Here is a 19,939-nt window from a genome sequence, read left to right on the forward strand (position 1 = left end):
CTTCAAGACGGTTTATTATTGAAAAACCATCAAGAAAATTCCCTGAACTGTATCAGGCAGCGGATTTTAAATAAAGTTTTGTTACAAAGCTTCTGCTGTTTTCCTTGTCCTATATTTGCTGAAAACAATATTTAAAGAAAGAGAATGATAAATTAGATTAATGTTTCATAAGCAAAGCATTGATTGTTATTACTATTTGCTGATTTTCAGTGAAGAATTTCACTTTCGGGTGCCCCCAGATAAGAAGGCTGTAAACCTCCCGTATCGATCAGTATTTTTTCAAGAACGATTCCCGGCTCAAGAACTCTGAATCGCAGCGTATGTTTTCCGGGTTGTGAAATCTGGTGTCTCGTTGCAGATTTAATAATATGTTCGGATTGCCATCTTCCCAATTCGCCTCTGTAATGACCATTGAAATTAACTATCTGCGGCGTTCCGCCATCAAAGGAAATCTCATAACGCAATCCTTTATTGTGATTAAAATTCAAAGTCGGCGCCAATAACAACTGGACTTCGAATTCACCTTTGGATTCAAAATTCATATCATATTCCAGATAAATATTTTCATCCGCTTTTGGATAGGCATTCTGTGGAAAGGTAGTCACGCCGGATTTAGTTTTCCCAAAATCCGGAATCACTTCCCAATGAATTCGGTCTGAATGGCTGGTTCTCGCAAAATTTTCCGCTTCTATCGAAATATAGCCATTTTTCTCCTGAAATATTTTTTCTTTGGAAGCGTTATCATCATATACATAGGTTACTTCAGGCATTATATTTTCTTTTCCGTCTGCCCAGGTTTTGTATCCTATTCTCATCTGATCCATCATGTGTTTCCATTTCCCACCGGCAATTTCATTATTGTATTTATGATCCAGATATGCATTTCTCTCAAAGCATTCTTTTACCTTGTCCGCAAAATAATTTGCTTTTAAATCGTATCTGGCAGCCAATTCCTTGTTTTTGGCAATGGCATAATACATTTCATACAAATTACTGCATGCATCAATGGGATAAAGAACTAACTGATAATAGGCATCCTGATATTCTGCAGGGATCTGTTCTTTCAGGCGCAATGCATCAACAGCCAATGCTCTGTAATCATTTAAAACAGTTTCGAATTCATGGTAGTTTTCAAGACTGTATGTTTTGCTGTCCAGTGTTTCGGGTGTAACGCGACGGTTGTATTTCGCATACAGATTAATCATTCTCGCAATTTCTTTGGCGTGCTTTTCACCAAACTGCTGTGCTGACCATCTTTCGGTATATTCTAAAAGATTTTTTGAATTGAACTGCTTCGGATTCCAGGCCATTTCAAGGAAAAAACTGATGGGAAATTCCATCGGTTTCAAATCTCCGACATTTACCACCCAAACTTTATCCACTTTATGTTCGTAGGAAAGATTCATCTGTTCCCAAACTCTTTGAATCGGATTGATATTGATCCATTTTGAATTTCTCGGTCCGCCTACATAATCGAAGTGGTAATACATCCCGTAACCGCCTTTGTGTAAAGGTTTTGAAAGATCGGGAAGTTTTCTCACATTGCCCCAGTTATCATCACAGAATAATAGAATTACATCATCCGGAACCCGCATTCCTTTGTCATAATACTCCTGAACTTCTTTGTACAAAGCCCAAACCTGCGGTGTTTTTTCTACTTTTTTACCGGTCACCTCAGCGATGATTTTTCGTTGGTTTTTCACTACTTTTTCGAGAAGGGAGATATTCGTTCCCTCTCCCATCGCTTCATCACCATCGCCGCGCATTCCGACTGTTACTAATTTTTCCCAGTTTTTACTTCTTTCAAGCCCCAATTTCCAAAATTCCTGCAAAACTTTTTCATTTTTGGAATAATCCCAGACATTCGGTAAATTATTCTTCTTAATATACCGATGCCAATCGGTCTGAGCCTGAGCCATTGGTTCATGATGCGAAGTTCCCATAACAATTCCCATTTCATCGGCTAAAGATCCGTTTAAAGGATCATCGCCATAGAAAGCTTTTCCCCACATGGCAGGCCAGATGTAATTTCCTTTCAGCCTTAAAATCAGCTCAAAAACTTTTTCGTAAAATTTAGAATTGATTCCTCCAAAAGTTGCTCTTGCCCATCCTCCCAATGAAGGTTCTTCATCATTCAGAAAAATACCACGGTATTCTACTGCGGGCTCTCCGTCTGTATACATTCCTTTTTTGAAGTATACATTTTCTTTTTTCTCAACCGGAACATCTGCCCAGTAATACCATGGCGAAACCCCGATTTGCTGAGACATTTCGTAGATGCCGTAAATGGTTCCTCTTTTGTCGCTTCCGGCAATGACGATTGCTTCAGAAACGCCGGGAAATGGATGGCTTACATTCTGAATGATGTATTTTTCATTTTTCCCTGTTAAAGATTTTCCATCAATTTTTTTCTGTTTAATGAGATCATCAATTACAGATTTTGTTCCGACTGTCCCGATGATGATTAAAGGAGAATTCATTTCCGAAACCTGATTCAATATATTGGGTTCACTTCCTGTTACTTTCTGAAAATCGGACTGCAGATTTTTAACTGCTTTCAAAATTCCTGTATCTATTCCGGAACTGATAAGAATCGAAAGGCTAACTGATTTTTCTTTCAATACGATTGTTTCCGCATTTTTTTCTGTGCTGATGAAAGGTTCTGTTGCATTGAGCTGTAAACAGCATCCGAATACCATGACGAGAAAAAATATTTTTATCTGATTCATAATCTTTTATTTTCTATTTAAATAAAATTTGAATGGCTTATTAAATTGAACCCTTTCAGGGTTCGGATTTTATTCATATTTCTTTCCATAGGTTTGTACCTATGGCTATTGATATTGAATCCTTCGGATTCTTTGAGTGCAGCGAATCTCTTCGCAGCCCGACTTGAACGGAGCTCTTTTTGCCGCAGCAAAGCGGAGGCAAAAAAGCGGGAGTGGAAGGCGGAAAAAGCTGCCCAAAACCAATTAATTTCTCAAAACAAATCCTCCGTTTGGCTGAATTTCCACACTAAAATTACCTTTTGCATTCACTTTCACTTCTTTTTCCGATGAATTTCCGTGAGCATCGTCGTTGATGAATTTCACCGTTTTTCCGGCAAACACAGGAAGACTGATTTTCAATTTTTTTACCGTTTTTTCTGCATTAATTCCGGCAACATACCATTGATTCTGATGTCTTCTTGCGATCACGGAATATTTTCCGGGATAACCGTCTACAAAAACCGTTTCATCCCAAAGTGTGGGAATTTCCTTCATAAAATCAAGCTGAAATTTTGGGGCATCGTTCAGATTGTTCGGTGTTACTCCAAACATCTGAACCGGATTCTGAAACAGAACCGCCGTTGCCAACTGAAAACCGTCTGTTGTGTATCTTTTATTTTTGTCTTTGTTGGATTTCGATAAATATTTATTGAGAAAAGTCCCGCCAAACTCCATACTTCCGACCGTATTTCTGATGAAGGGATGCAGCGAGGCGAAAAAAGCTTCCTGCTTGCGGATGTCTTCGGAAAAATAGAGCATTTCGGATGCTAAAACAGCTTCGCTTCCGGCATAATTTGGGTACATTACTTCCCAGCCTCTCGGTAATGTTGCTCCGTGAAAAATAATCTTTAACCCAAAATCATTGGCATCGGAAAGGATGTCTTCATACAGACGCATTGTTTCCTGCTTATCGCCACCGAAAAAATCGACTTTCAGCCCTTGTACACCTGCTTCTTTCAGCCATTTCATTTCTTTTTTGCGTTCTATGGAGGAACTCATTTTGTTTCTCGGTCCCATCGGCGCATCATTGGAAGCACCGTTGGAATTGTACCAAAGCAATACGCCTACATTTTTGGATCTGGCATATTGAATGAGATCTTTCATTCTTTCTTTGCCGATGTTTTTGTCCCAAAGCGCATCGATCAGAATGTATTCATACCCCATTTCTGATGCCAAATCGATAAAAAGGCTTTGATCTTCATAATTCATGCTGTTGTCCTGCCACAAAATCCAGCTCCAGGTTGATCTTCCGAAAGTATATTTCTGTGAGGGTTCATACATTGGTTCCACAACATCAAAAGGAATCGTTGTTTCCACAATCGGTTTTAAAGAATCGCCAATGGTGATGGTTCTCCAAGGTGTTTTTCCGGGAAGTGAAATGGATGCTCCTGTACTTCCGAATCCATTGTTTTCAGCCTTATTCGGGTAAGCTATCCGATAAAGATTTTTTTCTGGGGTTGTATCCAAATGAGAAGCGCAGTAGAGACTGTTTACACCAGTTTCGGACAATAAAATCCATCCATCGTTTCCGACATGAAAAAATCCTGGAAAAACGTAACCATAATCAGATTTTATTCCTAATTCTGCATCAGCTTTATAACCACTTTCGTAGCTTGGTGCCGTTCTGGCAAAACCTGTCATCGGTTTCATCATTGGAGAAAGGAAAGTTGTGGTTTGAGCCGGGAATCTGTAACCTGTAGTTTCTGACTGTACGACCGCGCTCAGACGGTCTTTCATAGGCTGAATTTCATATCTGAAAGCCAGATTGTTATTGCTCAACTGAAATTCAATCCCAATATTAAAGTTATCTGCATTGGTAAAATTGACTATTAAAGTATTTGCCGTATAACTGACTTGTGATTTTTTAATTTTTTCGTTGGTATAATTTTTAGAAATTTTATCTTTTTTGTTGTCGACGAATTTCAAATTTTCAGAAAAATCAGATTCATTGGTAATTAGACCTAAAGGTGATTTTTCCAACATTATTTTTCCCTGAAAACTAAGATTGTAAAGAGCTTTTCCGTTTTCAGCAAAGACATTTAATTTTAATTTTCCATCGGGACTTGAGATTTCTGCGACCTGTGCAAAACCTGAAATTCCGGTGAGGAACAACAATATGGATAGGTAGAATATTTTAATCATAATCAGTTATTTTCAAGAAAAGTCCAATAATCGAAAAACATAATATCTTTAGGTACTTTTCCATTAAATACAAAGTACACATCGTGAACGCCGGTAATTTTTTCCTTCAGTTCTGTTTTCACGGTTTCCCAACGGTCGTCTCCGCCGGTTAAAGGGACTTTTACCGTGGTCACCAATGGTCCGTTAATACCGTCCAGACGAACATCCATTGTCACGTCAGTGTTGTGTGTTGTTCCCACTCTTGCTGAAAATGTAGTGGCACCTTTTCTGCCAAAATCCACATTTTTCACACTGGTGTAAGCGCCGCTTTTTTTTGCTTTGATAAAAACCCCTGCTGCTTTGTTCTGATAAGATTTTACATTTTCAGACCATGCAATTGTTTCCGCCTGATTAAATGAGTAAGGATTAATGGCTGCAATGGCTTTGGAAATTCCATTCGTCATTTTGATGGGTACAACCGAACCGTCTTTATTAAAACTGAGTTCCTCCACACTTACGGATCTTGTAAATCCGCTTCCTCCCGGCAAAGCACCGTTGTGATAAAAGAAATAGGTTTTTCCTCTGAAATCAACAATTCCGGGATGATTGGTGAACGATTTTCCTTCGGCTGGCATTACAATTCCGCCGTATTTCCATGGTCCTTTTGCGCTTTTGCTTGTGGAGTAGCCTATGAATTCCGGAAGCGGTCCGCCCGGCCAGAAGAGATAATACAGATCTTTTCTTTTATATAACCAAGGTCCTTCTTCATATTTCGTCGGTCTTTCAGGATTTTCTTTTCCGTCTCTTTTCCCGAAAGATTCTGCTGTCATGGGAACTTCAACAATCTCGCCGGAGTAAGAAATCATGTCCTGATTTAGCTTTACATATTTGAGTTTCGGATTTCCCCAGTACATATGCGCCTGTCCGTCGTCATCAATAAAAACCGTCGGATCGATGTCGCCCCATTCGCTTTGCACAAGAGGTTTTCCAAGCGGATCATGAAACGGCCCGAACGGACTGTCTCCCACCGCAACACCAATCGCTCCTTTATTATTGGTTTTAGACCACATCGGAACGTATATAAAAAATTTACCGTTTCTTTCCACGCACTGTGCCGCCCACGCATCACGTTTTGCCCAGTCGAAATCGCTGTAGGAAAGAATGGTTCCATAATCGGTCCAGTTCACCATATCGTTGGTGGAATAGACTTTCCAGTCGTTCATCGTAAACCATGTGGAATCATCTTCATCATGGGTTGTGTAAACGTAAAGCCTGTCGTTGTACACCATCGGAGCCGGATCGGCAGTATAGCTGGTCTGAATAATGGGATTCTGCGAATATAATATTCCCGAAAAGCCTACCAGACAGAGATTGAGTATTATTTTTTTCATATTTTAATGACTTTGGAATAAAAATTTTTAATTCTGATATCATCATGGGGAACGTCTTTTAAGGCATAAAAATCATCGCCTTCAAAAGGAATATCGATTCGAATAGTAATGAAAACTTCCGCTTTGAGGATCTGTTGTACCAATCCAAAAACTATCTGATTCTTTTTTCAGGGCAGCTTTTTTTCCTAAATCGATCTGTACTTTTTGCGCTTCCGGAGCTTTGATTTTAAACATCACTCTTTCGTCGGGAAGAATTTTGGGATACTGTGCATTCCTGATATTGGTTGCTTCGGGTTTTCCCAAAACCGTAAAATTACTGAACTGAGATTTATCGATAGGCTTAAATAAAAGCTGTGAAAAGATATATAAATCATTTTTCCAGACCTTGAAGTCGTGACCGCCCGGTTCGATGTAAAAAATATGGGGGATTTTATTTTTTTTGAGATAGTCGCTGGTTCTCTTACTTAAAGGCATCAGTCCGTCTGCATCTCCACAGGAAATAAAAATAAGTTTCAGCTTCAGGGCATCCTGCGGATTGGGTAAAAGCTTATCGGGATCTTTGGTGTTGGGCGCTGAAGAAAATGAACCCAACCATGCAAACTTATCCATATTTCCGAAGGCAAAATTCTGTGTTTGTCCGCCTCCCATTGAAAGCCCTGCCAAAGCCCTGCTTTCTCTGTCTTTTTTAACAGGATATTTTTTTTCTACAAAGGGAATCAGGTCATTCAGCAGATCTTTTTCGAAGGTTGTAAAGGCTTCTACTTTATCCGGAGCCATAATATTTCCTGTTGCTCTGTCATTCTTCATTGCTCTTCCGTTCGGTAAAACAACAATCATCGGCTGCAGTTTTCCCTGTGCGTAGAGATTATCGAGAATAACATTTGGTTTTCCCTGATTGAACCATTCTTTTTCGTCTCCGCCAATACCGTGAAGAAGATAAAGAACAGGGTATTTATTTCCTTTTTTGAATCCGGGTGGTGTGTAAATCAGTGCTTTTCTAGTCGTTCCTACCGTTTTTGAAACATATTGAACCGTATCGATTTTTCCGTGAGAAATTGTAGGATTTTCCACATCAAAACCTTGTGGTGCCTGTTTATCGGAAGTCTGTGCAGAAAAAAGGACTCCGGATAACGTGAAAGTGACTGTTAATATGATGGATTTGTTCATGATTTTTATTTATAAGTTTTACACTTATTGATTTTGATAAAAAAAATATTCATTCAAATGGATTTGTTTTTTTAATTTTATCGTCTGTTTTTATTAACAGTTCGCCTCTACGAGGCTTTGTTTTGGTTACGCAAATTTTTTCTATTAACAGAATACTCCTACAGAGCTCATATTTCTTTTTAAACAGCGAATCTCTCGTAGCCCGGCTTGAACGGAGCTCTTTTTGTGAGGAGAAACGACGAATAAAAAAGCGGGAGTGGAAGACGGATAAGCTACCCAAAAAATAATCCCACATTCATTACTCTGAAATGGTATTGACTCTGAAAAAATCGACATCTACAAAACCATCCAGATTCCTGGTTGCATAATTGAAGATTGCAAACTTGGAACCCATAAAAAACCTTCGGTAATCGAAAATCATTTTGTATCCTTTTTCCATTTCGGTCCAGTTTTTCTGATCGGTACTGTAATAGAAATCTGCCAGATCTTTTCCGAGGTTGAAATCTGCATCAATTCTAAAATAAATGGTATCGGAATTCAGGGGAATACGCTTTTTCTCTTCTTTTTTAACGCTTATAACTGACTTGGTTTTATTATCTAAACTGACCGCATCGGCTGAAAAAACAATAAATTTTTCACCACCTTCCATTATGACAGACAAAATGCCTGAGTCACCGTTGAAAGCACTGAAACCTGCAACATCGCCGTCTTTCATTCCCTTTACATTTAAAGAGACAATGCCGCTGGATTTAGGACCTTCCATTCTCTGCGTTAAGGTGTTTGGAGCGAGGTACAAATTATCCACTACTCTGCTTGTTTTCAACCTTAGGAAGCCTTTTCTTTCGGATAAAGACCATGCTGAATTGACAGGATTATGATTCCACTGCCATTGAATTTTCATTTTTTTGCCGGAAAATTCGTCGCTTTCTATTAAATGATTTTTTGGTTTGAAGGTGGGAAGCGGAATTTCACCCGTTAAAGGTACTTTTCCGTTGTCGCCCAAAACAGGCCAGTTGTTTTCCCATTTCACGGGAAGCAAAATCGGAACTCTTCCTACTCCATTTCTGTCCTGAAAGATCATGGAATACCAGTTGCCATTCTTATCGTCAATCAAAGCGCCCTGTCCGGCGTAAGAAAATCCAAGAAAGTTGTCTTCCAAAACAATCTTTTTTTCGTACGGTCCGGTAACTTTATCGGCTCTGTACACTTCCTGACGGCGTTTTCCGCCTCTTGGCCATGAAATCATCATCATATAATATTTTCCGTCTTTTTTAATGATCTGGTTGCCTTCCAAAAGTCCAGTTTCTGATTCATCTTTCTGAAAGACTTCTGTTCCGTCCTGATTTCCGATAATGGTTTTAAAATCGGGACTCAGCTCAAAAACTTTGTTTGAGGTGAATACATACACCCGATCATCATCATCAAACAGCAAAGACGCATCATGAAAATGCCGGGTTCTCGTGATGAGTTTCCAGTTTCCTTTTTCAGGATTGTCGGTAACATAAAAATAGGATTTGAAAGGTTCGTCGTTCGGGGAAAACAAAACGTAGTATTTTCCTTTGTGATAACGGATGGAAGAGGCCCATTGTCCACGTCCGTAAACAGTTCCGTTAAGCAAGTCATATTTAGAATTATCATTCAGTGTATCAAAAACATAGCTCGACATTTCCCAGTGTACCAAATCTCTGGAATGCATTACCGGAGCTCCCGGCATCAGATGCATGGTCGTGCTTATCAGATAAAAATCGTCACCGTTTCTCGTGATTGATAAATCCGGAGCATCCGCCCAAATGATGGGATTGGTAAAGTGCGTTGTTGCCTTTTCAGAATGATTTATCTGGGCCGAAAGTGGATTCAGCCCGATAAATCCCAAAAAAGAAACTATATAAAATGGTGTATTAATTTTCACGGTTTTGCTATTTTGGTTTGGTTTTAATCAATCTAAAAAATTCTTTGACAAACTCAGTTTGACATTACTGATAATCAATCTGTTGTAAATTCGAATTAGCCTTTTTAAAGCCTGTATGATCTTTTATTTTGGCTAAAGCCGAATTGGCTGTTCTTTTTTGAAAAACGGGCTGAAGTCCGTTCCTATTCATATTCCGGGTGATTGCTTTTACTATTAATTCGGCACAATATCATTAGACAAAGTGCTGTACAACCCAATCAGACTGCCTGTAAATCCACTTGCCACATCAGTAGAAAGGATATCTCCCGAAACCGGACCGCCAAGGTTTTTAAAGTTTCTGCCATCCAAAGAATAGCTGAAGCTGATTTCATCTTTTTCTCCTGTAACCTGAATTTTAATATTTTTTGAAAGTGAAATTTTTTCGCTTGCTAACAGTCTGGATTCCCCTTTTTCTGTTCTTTCCAAAACAATGTAGAAATCTTTGTCTTTTTTTGTAATTCCGAAAACGTAGTTGAATCTTTCACTCTGGTAGCAAGTGATTCCTGCCAGTTCTTTTTCGGATTTAGGTTTAAAATCAAGCGTTACGGATGTTTCAAAATCTTCGTGCTGCAATCTGTGGAATAATGCAGAAACAGGAGCTAAAGCTTTGATATTCGTCTCCATAGGATTCACTTTTACCCCCGCTTTTGTAGTGGTGATAAAATTTTCGCGCGATCCACGCATTGCAATCCAACGGAAATCCAGATTTTTATCGGTTAATTTATCATTATAGGTAAAATTTCCGTTCGGGAAAAATCCGTTTTGTCCGGTCTGATTTTTCACCCCTTCCTGCATTTTCAATTTAGGCTTCATCGGAACCAGACCATTTTGAAATACAGGATATGTTCCGCTCCAGTCAACAGGAAGAATGAAGGTTTCCCTGCCTTTATTGACGCGGTTATTTACATTAGGACGAATAGCTAAAAATACGCCGTACCATTGCCCATTCGGACCTTCCACCAAATCTGCATGACCTGCCCAATCTACTTTTTCTTTTCTGTCTCTTGGAAAGTATCTTTGGGTAAGAATTGGATTGTTTTTAGCCGGAACAAACGGACCTTTTGGAGAATCTGCCATAAAAATAACTTCGCTGTGGTTGCCTCCGGTTCCGCCTTCTGCACACATCAGGTAATATTTTTCTTTGTATTTGTATAAATGAGGACCTTCGATCCAGATTGGTTTTTGGGAAAGGTCTACTCCTCCGTTCACAATAATTTTGTCTGAACCTGCGACAACCTGGTCTTTTTCCAGATCGTAATCCCACATTTTAATGACGCGGTGACCTTGATACTGCTCGGTTCCTTTTGGCGGCGCATCGTTATGAACGATGTAGGCTTTTCCGTCATCATCAAAGAAAATGGCAGGATCAATCCCGTCAAAATTCAGCTTTTGTACTTCACTCCATCCTTTTGCAGGGTCTTTGGTTTTCACGACCATATTCCCGACTCCACCTGCAATCTGGGTGGTAATCATATAAAATGTATCGTTGAATTTGTTGTATTTGATATCCGGTGCATAAATTCCCTGTGAAACACCGCCTTTTTCTACCTTAAGCTGGGAAGGTCTGTCCAAAACGTGACCGACCTGCTTCCAATTCACCAGATCCTTGGAAGTGAAAATAGGAACTCCGGGAAACATTGAGAAAGAAGAGTTTACTAAATAATAGTCATCTCCTTTTTTTGTAATACTTGGATCGGGATAACAGCCCTGAAGAATCGGGGAGTAAAACTCGTCCGGTTTCAGGGGATTGTCGTTGTATATTTTGTCGTTTCCACGATAGGTAAAATCTGAGAAAGTCTGTGCAGAAAAATGACTTACAGAAAGCAAAGAGGCAGCAGCCAACAAAGTAAGTTTATTTCTTAAAAAAATCGAATGCATTATTCTCTGTCTCATTATTATATTTTTAGATTATTGTTTAATATGGTATTTATGCTTTTTAATCTTGTCAGAAAAATATTGAATCTGACCTTTTTAAATCTTTCAAAGCTGCATTTTATTCCTCATTAAAAGCAGATGCAATTTTAATTCTTGTTTAACTCTTCAGTTACAGATTTCCTATTAATCAGTTTTATGATCAGCCATGCGGCAACATAAGAGATTCCTGCAATGAAGAAAATGATGTTATATCCTCCATTAATATTTCCTGATTTTTTAAATGTATCCAGAACAACACCAATGAACAGAGGGAAAATGATTCCTGCCGCCGAACCGAGCATTCCGCCAAATCCGATCACGGAACTTACATGGCTATTGGGTAATCTGTCGCCAACAGTTGTCATCAGATTTGCTCCCCAACCTTGATGCGCAGCGGTTGCAAAAGCTATAATAACCGTTATTATCCACATATTTTCTACATATTTTGAAAACATTACCGGTACTACCATTAATGCAAACAACAGCATCACGATGCTTCTCGCTCTTCCGATCGCCCAGCCTTTTTTAATTAAAAAAGATGAAAGATAACCGCCGCCAATGCTTCCGATGGTGGTTCCGCTGTAAATAACGATTAATGGAATAGAAGGTTTGGTTAAATCCATTTTGAAAACATCGGAAAAATAAGCGGGCAGCCAAAACATGAAGAAATACCAGATGGGGTCTGTCATTATTTTTCCGATGGCAAATGACCATGTTACTTTGTATTTCAATAATTCTGACAAGGGAATTTTTTCATGAGACTCAGACTGGGTTTGCTGGTCACTTTTAATGTATTGAAGTTCTTCCTGACTTAAAAGCTTCGATTTTTCCGGTGTGTAATAGAATTTCCACCAAAGAATAATCCATAATAATCCCAATGCGCCAATCCAGACAAAGGTCTGCTGCCATCCGTAATGCCCCAGAATAAAAGGAACAAGAACAGGAGCAAGAATTGCCCCGACCGTTGCTCCCGAATTAAAAATTCCTGTTGCTAAAGCTCTCTCTTTTTTTGGGAACCACTCTGCAACAGATTTTATAGCCGCGGGAAAATTTCCGGCTTCGCTAAGCCCTAAAGCCATTCTTGCTATGATAAATCCTACTGTACTCTTCACAAAGCCATGTCCTATAGAAGCCAGACTCCATACAATTAAAGAAACCGCATAACCAATTTTAGTTCCCACTCTGTCAATAAAACGTCCCATTGCCAGATAACCTAATGCATATGTTGCGGTAAAAGCCATCACAATATAGCTGTAATCTTTTTCGTCCCAATGAAATTCGGTTTCTAATGTTGGTTTCAGCAATCCCATCACCTGACGATCAAGATAATTGATGGTTGTAGCGAGGAAAACCAAAGACAGCATCCACCATCTGAGATTCGTTTTAGGTATCTGCATTTTATTTTGATTTTAACTGAATTAGTAATTTCTCCATCTTATCTTTTAATTCTTCGGAAGAAAGATTGGGATTAATCAGAGAACTTCCGAGTCCTACCGCAACTGCTCCACTTTCCATCCAACTGAGAATATCTTCACAATCGGAGCTGATTCCGCCGGTAAGCATAAATTCCATTTCGGGGAAAACCGGCCGGATCGATCTGATGTATTTTTTCCCTACGACATCCGCAGGAAATATTTTTACCATTCTAAGTCCGTTCTGATAAGCAAGATTTATTTCTGAAGGCGTAAAACATCCCGGAATCAGTAAAATATTTCTTTCCGAGGCATTTTTCACAATAGACTCATCAATCACCGGTGTAATGATAAAGTCTGCACCCGCATTTACGTATTCATTCATCTCTGCTACATTTTTTACGGTTCCTATTCCTAAGAAGAGTTCCGGAAATTCTGTCGCTGACAGTTCTTTCAGTTTTCTGAAATTTTGTAAAGCAGATGCTCCACGGTTGGTATATTCTACAACGCGGATTCCTGCTTTATAAAGCGATTCTACAATGGATTTTGAAACCTCGAAAGATTCATTGTAAAACAATGGAACGATCTTCTGACCTTTTATTTTTTGTATGATTAGTAAATTCATAAATTCTCGATATTAATCGTTTCGTTGATGGTGTCGCCCTGTACAAAAAGTTTTCTGAAAGCGACTTTTACAGCATCATTCAGGATCTTTTGGGTTGTATTTCCTTTGATGATTCCGTGAATAAGAGCCGCCATGAAAGAATCTCCGCTGCCTACTCTTTCCAGAATTTTATCAGAATAGTAGTGTTCTGATATGAATAATTTCCCTTCGGAATAAAGGGTTGCAAAATAATGAACTTCATCTCCTTTTGTGAATCTGAAAGTATTGGCAATGCTTTCTACATTGGGATAAGATTTCTGAATTTCCAAAGCTGATTTTTCAGCCTGTTTTAAAAGGTTTTCATCATCAAAATTTCCGTTCAGATCGTATTGGATTGAAATGTCCAGAAATGCCTGAATTGACCATATATTTCCCATTAAAACATTCACAAACGGCATCAGCTTTGAGATTTTATCAAAAGGATTCTGATTCTGCCAAAGAGAAGCACGGTAATTCAGATCCAGAGAAACTTTGATATTCCGGGCATTGGCTTTCTTCATCAAATCAAAACATTTTTGAAAAGCATTCTCGCTCAAAGCCGGCGTAATTGTGCTTATATGAAGCCATGTAATATCCTGAAAAACTTTATCATCGGAAAATCCTGAAAAATCTGATTCTGAAAAAACGGAAGGAAAACGATCGTAGATCACTTTGGCATTTTGCATATCGCCATCAAAAGGAAGATAAAAGGTTCCCAGTCTGCCATTGGATCTTTCTGCGAGGATTTCCATTTTTTCTTGATTTAATTTTAATTCCAGTTGATCACCCAGATAATTTTCCGGTAATGCAGAATACAGAGAAACCTTATTTCCCCATTTGGAAAGAGCGGAAGCCACATTATATTCAGCTCCGCCTATATAAATTTTAACGGACTGATTTTCCAGCCAATTTCCATGAGAATCCGGAGCAAAGTGCAAAAGCAGTTCTCCGAAGCATAAAATTTTATTTGAATTTCCCTGATTCATTCTTAAAAATTGAAATAATTTTTGGCGTTGTAATAACAGATATCCTGAATTATCGCTCCAACCCATTTTTCGTCATCGGGAAGAAGCCCTTCTTCCATTTCTCTTCCGAACATATTACAAAGCAATCTCCTGAAATATTCATGTCTGGAAAACGAAAGGAAGCTTCTGGAATCGGTAAGCATTCCGACAAATGTGCTTATTAATCCAATATTCGAAAGGGTGTTCATCTGCTTCTGCATTCCATCCAACTGATCCAGAAACCACCATGCAGCACCGAACTGTATTTTTGACCGGATTCCTGACTGGTTGAAATTGCCTGCAAGAGAAGCCAGAACTTCATTATAAGCCGGATTTAAATTGTAAATAATTGTCTTTGCAAGTTTGTCTTCGGAATTGAGTTCATCAAAAAGAACACTCATCCTTTGAGCAAAATACCGCTCTCCGATTGCATCAAAACCTGTATTGACGCCAAGATTTCTCAGCATGAGGGAATTGTTATTTCTTGTTGCCCCTACGTGGAACTGCTGAACCCAGCCTTTATCAGAATACATTTTGCAAAGTTCTTTCAGAAGAAATCCGCAAAGCGCATCCGGATTGGAAAATGCAGGTTTGTTGCCTTTCAGAAATTCTGAAAACTCTTTTTCCAGATCTGAATTCCATTTCGTTGTGTCCGGAAAATATTCAAATCCATGATCAGAAACTTTAGCTCCAACCTCATCAAAATAATTGATTCTTGACTGAAGTGCATTCAACAAATCGGAAACAGAACTGATATTGATTCCGGAAGCTTTTTCGAGTTTTTTAAGGTTGAGAATATACGATTCGGGATCAATAATATTAATGTAGATATCCGGCCGGAAACTCGGCAGAGCGACTGTACTGAAACCGCCTGCTCTTAGTTTTTTATGATGTTCCAGCTCATCCGAAGGATCATCTGTTGTACAAAGTGCTTCCACTTTATAATTTCTGAGTAAATTCTGTGGTGTAAAATCAGGTTTCTGTAAGGAATCCAGCATTGAGCTGTAAACATCTGCCGCATTTTTACCGGACAAATATTCCTTAATTCCGAAAGTATTTTTTAGCTCAAGATGAGTCCAGTGAAATAGCGGATTCCGAAGCGTATAAGGAACGGTTTCTGCCCACTTAAGGAATTTTTCATTATCGGCTGCTTTTCCTGAAATGAAATGTTCATCAATCCCGAAATTCCGCATCGCGCGCCATTTGTAATGGTCGCCATCCAGCCAGATCGCCGTAGGGGAACGGAAATTATGGTTATGTGAAATGACATCAGGTTCCAGATGATTGTGATAATCGATGATGGGCATTCCTTCCGCATAGCCAAAATAGAGGTTCTCTGCTTTTGATGATCCCAACAAAAACGAATCTCCGAAAACGTCTTTATTTTTAATGAAATGACTCATTATTCAATTTAAAAAAAATTAAACTCCGCTGAAAGCACTAAAACCTCCATCAACGGGAATTAAAGCTCCGGTAATGAAGCTTGCGGCATCTGAACAGAGAAACTGTACAGTTCCGTTTAACTCTTCCACTTCCCCGAATCTCTGCATGGGTGTTTTGGCAATTACTTTTTTGCTTCTGTCCGTTAAAGATCCATCAGGATTCAGTAAAATGGCACGGTTCTGATCTCCGATGAAAAATCCCGGTGCTACTGCATTTACACGGACTTTATCTCCGAATTTTAAAGCCAGATCGGAAGCCAGCCATTGGGTAAAATTGGTAATTGCTGATTTTGCCGCTGAATATCCGGCGACTCTTGTAATTGCAGAATACGCTGCCATTGATGAAATATTAACAATGCTGCCGCTTTTCTGTTCCGCCATTATTTTTCCGAAAACATAGCTCGGATAAACAGTTCCGTTGATATTAAGGGCGGTTACCTCATCCCATCCGCTGATATTCATGTCGAAAAATGACTGTTCAGGAGATAAGGTTGCTGAAGGAATATTTCCTCCGGCGATGTTCAGCAAAATATCTATTTTACCATATTTTTCGATGATTTTTTCTGATGCATTTTCCAGACTTTCAATGTTCATTACATTGGCTTCCACGGCAAATGCATTATCTTCTGAACCTGCAAGTTCCTTCACACGGGACTGCAGTGTTTCGTGATTTCTTCCTAACATCACCACTTTTGCACCGGCTTCGATAAAACTTTTGGCAAGGCTTCCTCCCAAAACGCCGGAAGCTCCTGTAATGACTGCGACTTTATCTTTTATACTGAATATTTCGTTCATTTTTTATTTTTGATGAATGATGGTTGATATTGAACCCTTCGGGTTCGCTGTTCATTGTATTCTGTTTGCCATAGGTTTCACCTACGGTTATTTGTATTGAACCCTTCGGGTTCTTTCTCCTAAAGTTTTTTGTTCATTTCATTTTGTACGGCTGCCATTGCTCCTTCTATCTGTCCTAAAGCCAACATTCTTCCCAGGAAAGAGTATCCCGGATTATATCCTTTATCTTTATCTTCCGATAATAATCTTCCGTGATCGATTCTCATGGGCAGATCGGGATTTTCTTTTTCAAATACTCTTATTACATCGATTAACTTTCCTCTTCCGCCTAAATGATGTGCTTCAATAAAGTCTCCGTTTTCAAAAACATTGGTGCTTCTGAGATGAACAAATTTTGTTCTGTGAGCAAATTTCTGAGCCAGTTTCGGAACATCATTTTGTAGATTGGCACTAAGCGAACCTGCGCAGAAAGTGAGTCCGTTATGGGGATTGTCTACTGCATTCAGAAACCAGTCGATGTCTTCTTCGTTGGTGACAATTCTTGGTAAACCGAGTAAAGCGAAAGGCGGATCATCGGGATGAATACACATCTGGATATTCCATTCTTCACAAACCGGCATTATTTTTTCGAGGAAATATTTCAGGTTTTCGCGAAGCTTATTTTTATCTATACCATTATATAATGACAGTAAATTGTTAAATTTTTCTACGGGATTTAATTCGCCTTCTCTTATGTTTCCGTTGACGAATCCCTGTGTTTTCACAATAACTGAATCGATCAGATCATGGTTATCTTTTTCCGTGAGTGTATTTTTAAGTTCTTCAACTTTTTGAAGAATTTCCTCGATGTAGTCCTTTTCTGCTCCTTCTCTTTTAAGAATATGAATTTCAAAATACGCAAATCTTGCTTTATTAAAGTACAATGATGATGAACCGTCTTCCCATTCGTGGAAAAGATCTGTTCTTGCCCAATCTAAAACCGGCATAAAGTTGTAGCAAACCGTAGTAATGCCTGCTTTTCCTAAGTTTTCGAGACTTTTAATATAATTTTCTATTAAAAAATCACGGTCTTCACCTCCGTATTTGATCGCTTCGCTTACGGGAAGACTCTCCACAACAGACCAGCGAAGACCGTGACTCTCTATATAATTTTTGTAATCGTTAACAGCCTCTAAGCTCCAGATTTCTCCATTAGGAATATCGTGTAAGGCAGATACAATACCTTCCACCCCAATTTGTAAAAGGGTTTGTAATTTAATTTTATCGTTCTTCCCAAACCAACGCCATGTTTTTTCCATACCATTTAAAATTTTTAATTAAAAAACAAGGCAGATATTTTTTAGGATCTGCCCTGTGAACTATATATGAATGTGAAACTAACCGATTTCTAATAACCAGGATTCTGATATTTTGCTTTTTCATCAGCAGTTGCACCACTCATTGCATCGATTTGTCCTTGCGGAATCGGTCTCAGATAATGGAACGGCTGAATATTACGTGTTACGGTCTGCGGTGTATGGTTTCCATAAGCAGTACCTCCGATTTTATAAGTAGCTGCATATTCGCCCCACTTCTGTGTACGCACCAAATCGTACCATCTGTAGAATTCTCCGTAGTATTCACGGGATCTTTCTGCCAGAATATAATCAATAGTAATTACCGAAGGCGTTGCGGCTGTCATTGCGGCACTATTATCTGCAATGTACGTAGTGTTTTGAGCGTTATTAAATTTCCATTTACCTGCTCTTGCACGGATTACGTTAATTAAATCTCTCGCCGTCATAGAACCAGATGCTCCTTTTACGGCTGCTTCTGCTGCGATAAAGTAGAACTCTGAGAATTTTGCGACATTGAAAGGTCTTGTTAAACCTGCATTAGGATATCCTAATCCATTTGGATCATCCGTACGGTACGTACCGATTTTCCATAATCCCGGATAAACGATTCTGCTGATTCCGTTTGGTGCAACTACCCAATCTGCTCTTCCCGGCAAAGTACCTGCACCCACACCGTTTTGCCCTGCTCCTGAAGGATAAGTTGGCGTCTGGGAATCATCATTAAGGAAGCTCAGAATAGCTCCTCCCGGCTGTACAGGTAAATTATTGGCATTATACAGAACAGGGTTTGTAACACCTGCTTTGTCCCAGTTACCTCTGTAAGTCGTAACAAAAGTACCGTCATATCTAGAATCAGTAGTTTTATCAGCAAATGTATTCTGAATAACCCCAATCGGAGGAGCCATACGAACCCATGGACGTCCTAAAGACTGAGTAGCAGCACGCTGTACAGAACTTACAGCATTAAAGGTTGTTGCAGAACTGCTGCTCTTCAGGTTGGTGTAGTTCCAGGTCTGCATCCACGCAGCGAAGTTATCAGGAGCCCATCCTGAACCAAAACCTACAGGATCTGATTCGTTATAAAATGCACTTGCCTGAGTATGATCTGCATACAGCATACACTCGTTGTTTCTGTCGTTTGATCCTACATTTACATCGTAAAATGTAGGCTGCAAAGAATATGGACCGGGATTAGTTATTCCCTGCATAGCTGTGTCATAAGCCTGCTGGAAATACCATTGTGCATTATGTCCGTCCGGATCGGTTCTGGGAGTGTCCGGATACGTTGGAATGCTATTGGGATTCTGCAGCCACCATCCGTATGTAAGGTAGGCTTTTGCTAAAAATAATCTTGCAACATTTTTCGTTACTCCTCCTGTTACTCTTGGTGAAGCGGGTAAATTATCTATTGCTTTTCTGAGATCAGGAAAAATTCCTCTGGTATAAACTTCCGGAACGGTATTTCTCTTAGAAGTTGTTATCGCATTTGTATTCAGTGCAAGTTCTCCTGCTCCCAAATCTAACGGGACTCCTCCATACGTCTGAACCAGCATAAAGTAATCAAATGCTCTGAAGAATCTTGCTTCGGAAATTAATGATTCTGCCACGCCAAACTGCGGACCTCTTTCTACAATTCCGTTTGCGGTATTAATTGATGGGAATACAGATCCCCAAATCATACTCGGAGGGAAAGAAGATGGTGTAACGTTACCATTTCCTGAAAAGTCCAATTCTTTAAAGTTTCCGTCTGCACTCTGTGCAAAAGTAGATTCGTCGGTTCCGTTCTGGCAGTTACTCATGAAGTAGCCGTTACCATACAATAAACGCAAACTTCTGTATAAAGATGTTACCCCTGCTGTTACCCCATCCGGCGTATTAAAATAATCCACCGTATAGTTAGATCTTGGCTGTTCGTCCAGAATTTCATTACAACTGGATAAGCAAAGCGAGAAGAAAAACGCTCCTAAAACTATTTTTTTATTAAACTTGATCATGAT

At 39.2% G+C, this 19,939-nt stretch carries 14 protein-coding genes; all 14 read right to left on the minus strand.

Features of this window, described 5'->3' with window-relative positions; translation table 11 throughout:
• Positions 1-206: 206 nt before the first annotated feature.
• The 14 genes from BW951_RS20280 to BW951_RS20340 all read right to left on the minus strand — a co-directional run bounded on the left by BW951_RS20280 (position 207) and on the right by BW951_RS20340 (position 19,936).
• Complete coding sequence (locus BW951_RS20280) at positions 207-2,729, minus strand: glycosyl hydrolase 115 family protein (RefSeq protein ID WP_076396162.1); 2,523 nt, start codon at positions 2,727-2,729, stop codon at positions 207-209.
• Between the two features lie 243 nt (positions 2,730-2,972).
• Positions 2,973-4,910, minus strand: a complete 1,938-nt coding sequence (locus BW951_RS20285) for a glycoside hydrolase family 97 protein (RefSeq protein WP_076396164.1) — start codon at positions 4,908-4,910, stop codon at positions 2,973-2,975.
• 2 nt (positions 4,911-4,912) lie between these two features.
• Positions 4,913-6,280 carry a glycoside hydrolase family 43 protein gene (locus tag BW951_RS20290; RefSeq protein WP_076396166.1) on the minus strand — a complete coding sequence of 456 codons (1,368 nt, stop codon included), beginning with the start codon at positions 6,278-6,280 and terminating at the stop codon, positions 4,913-4,915.
• Positions 6,281-6,361: 81 nt separating this feature from the next.
• Entirely contained in the window at positions 6,362-7,447 is a 1,086-nt protein-coding gene (locus tag BW951_RS20295) for an alpha/beta hydrolase-fold protein (protein WP_076396168.1), read from the minus strand.
• Between the two features lie 298 nt (positions 7,448-7,745).
• Positions 7,746-9,356 (minus strand): glycoside hydrolase family 43 protein, encoded by a 1,611-nt coding sequence (locus tag BW951_RS20300; protein ID WP_076396170.1) that lies wholly within the window; start codon positions 9,354-9,356, stop codon positions 7,746-7,748.
• Between the two features lie 64 nt (positions 9,357-9,420).
• Positions 9,421-9,546 (minus strand): hypothetical protein, encoded by a 126-nt coding sequence (locus BW951_RS23155; RefSeq protein ID WP_262487845.1) that lies wholly within the window; start codon positions 9,544-9,546, stop codon positions 9,421-9,423.
• Positions 9,547-9,569: 23 nt separating this feature from the next.
• A complete protein-coding gene (locus tag BW951_RS20305; RefSeq protein WP_076396172.1) occupies positions 9,570-11,288 on the minus strand; it encodes a glycoside hydrolase family 43 protein in 1,719 nt (572 codons plus the stop codon).
• A 128-nt stretch (positions 11,289-11,416) separates the two neighbouring features.
• On the minus strand, positions 11,417-12,706 hold the full coding sequence (locus BW951_RS20310) for an MFS transporter (RefSeq protein ID WP_076396174.1): 1,290 nt from the start codon (positions 12,704-12,706) through the stop codon (positions 11,417-11,419).
• 1 nt (position 12,707) lies between these two features.
• Complete coding sequence (locus BW951_RS20315) at positions 12,708-13,346, minus strand: bifunctional 4-hydroxy-2-oxoglutarate aldolase/2-dehydro-3-deoxy-phosphogluconate aldolase (protein ID WP_076396176.1); 639 nt, start codon at positions 13,344-13,346, stop codon at positions 12,708-12,710.
• A complete protein-coding gene (locus BW951_RS20320) occupies positions 13,343-14,350 on the minus strand; it encodes a sugar kinase (protein WP_076396178.1) in 1,008 nt (335 codons plus the stop codon). The genes BW951_RS20315 and BW951_RS20320 overlap by 4 nt, the downstream gene beginning before the upstream one ends.
• 2 nt (positions 14,351-14,352) lie before the next feature.
• Positions 14,353-15,771, minus strand: coding sequence for a glucuronate isomerase (gene uxaC, locus BW951_RS20325; protein WP_076396180.1), 1,419 nt, complete (start codon positions 15,769-15,771; stop codon positions 14,353-14,355).
• Positions 15,772-15,789: 18 nt separating this feature from the next.
• Positions 15,790-16,605 carry an SDR family oxidoreductase gene (locus BW951_RS20330; RefSeq protein ID WP_076396182.1) on the minus strand — a complete coding sequence of 272 codons (816 nt, stop codon included), beginning with the start codon at positions 16,603-16,605 and terminating at the stop codon, positions 15,790-15,792.
• 119 nt (positions 16,606-16,724) lie between these two features.
• Positions 16,725-17,903, minus strand: coding sequence for a mannonate dehydratase (gene uxuA / locus BW951_RS20335; protein ID WP_076396184.1), 1,179 nt, complete (start codon positions 17,901-17,903; stop codon positions 16,725-16,727).
• An 89-nt stretch (positions 17,904-17,992) separates the two neighbouring features.
• Positions 17,993-19,936 (minus strand): RagB/SusD family nutrient uptake outer membrane protein, encoded by a 1,944-nt coding sequence (locus BW951_RS20340; protein WP_076396186.1) that lies wholly within the window; start codon positions 19,934-19,936, stop codon positions 17,993-17,995.
• Positions 19,937-19,939 lie beyond the last annotated feature (3 nt).

Source organism: Chryseobacterium gambrini (genome assembly GCF_900156825.1).
Classification (GTDB): domain Bacteria; phylum Bacteroidota; class Bacteroidia; order Flavobacteriales; family Weeksellaceae; genus Chryseobacterium; species Chryseobacterium gambrini.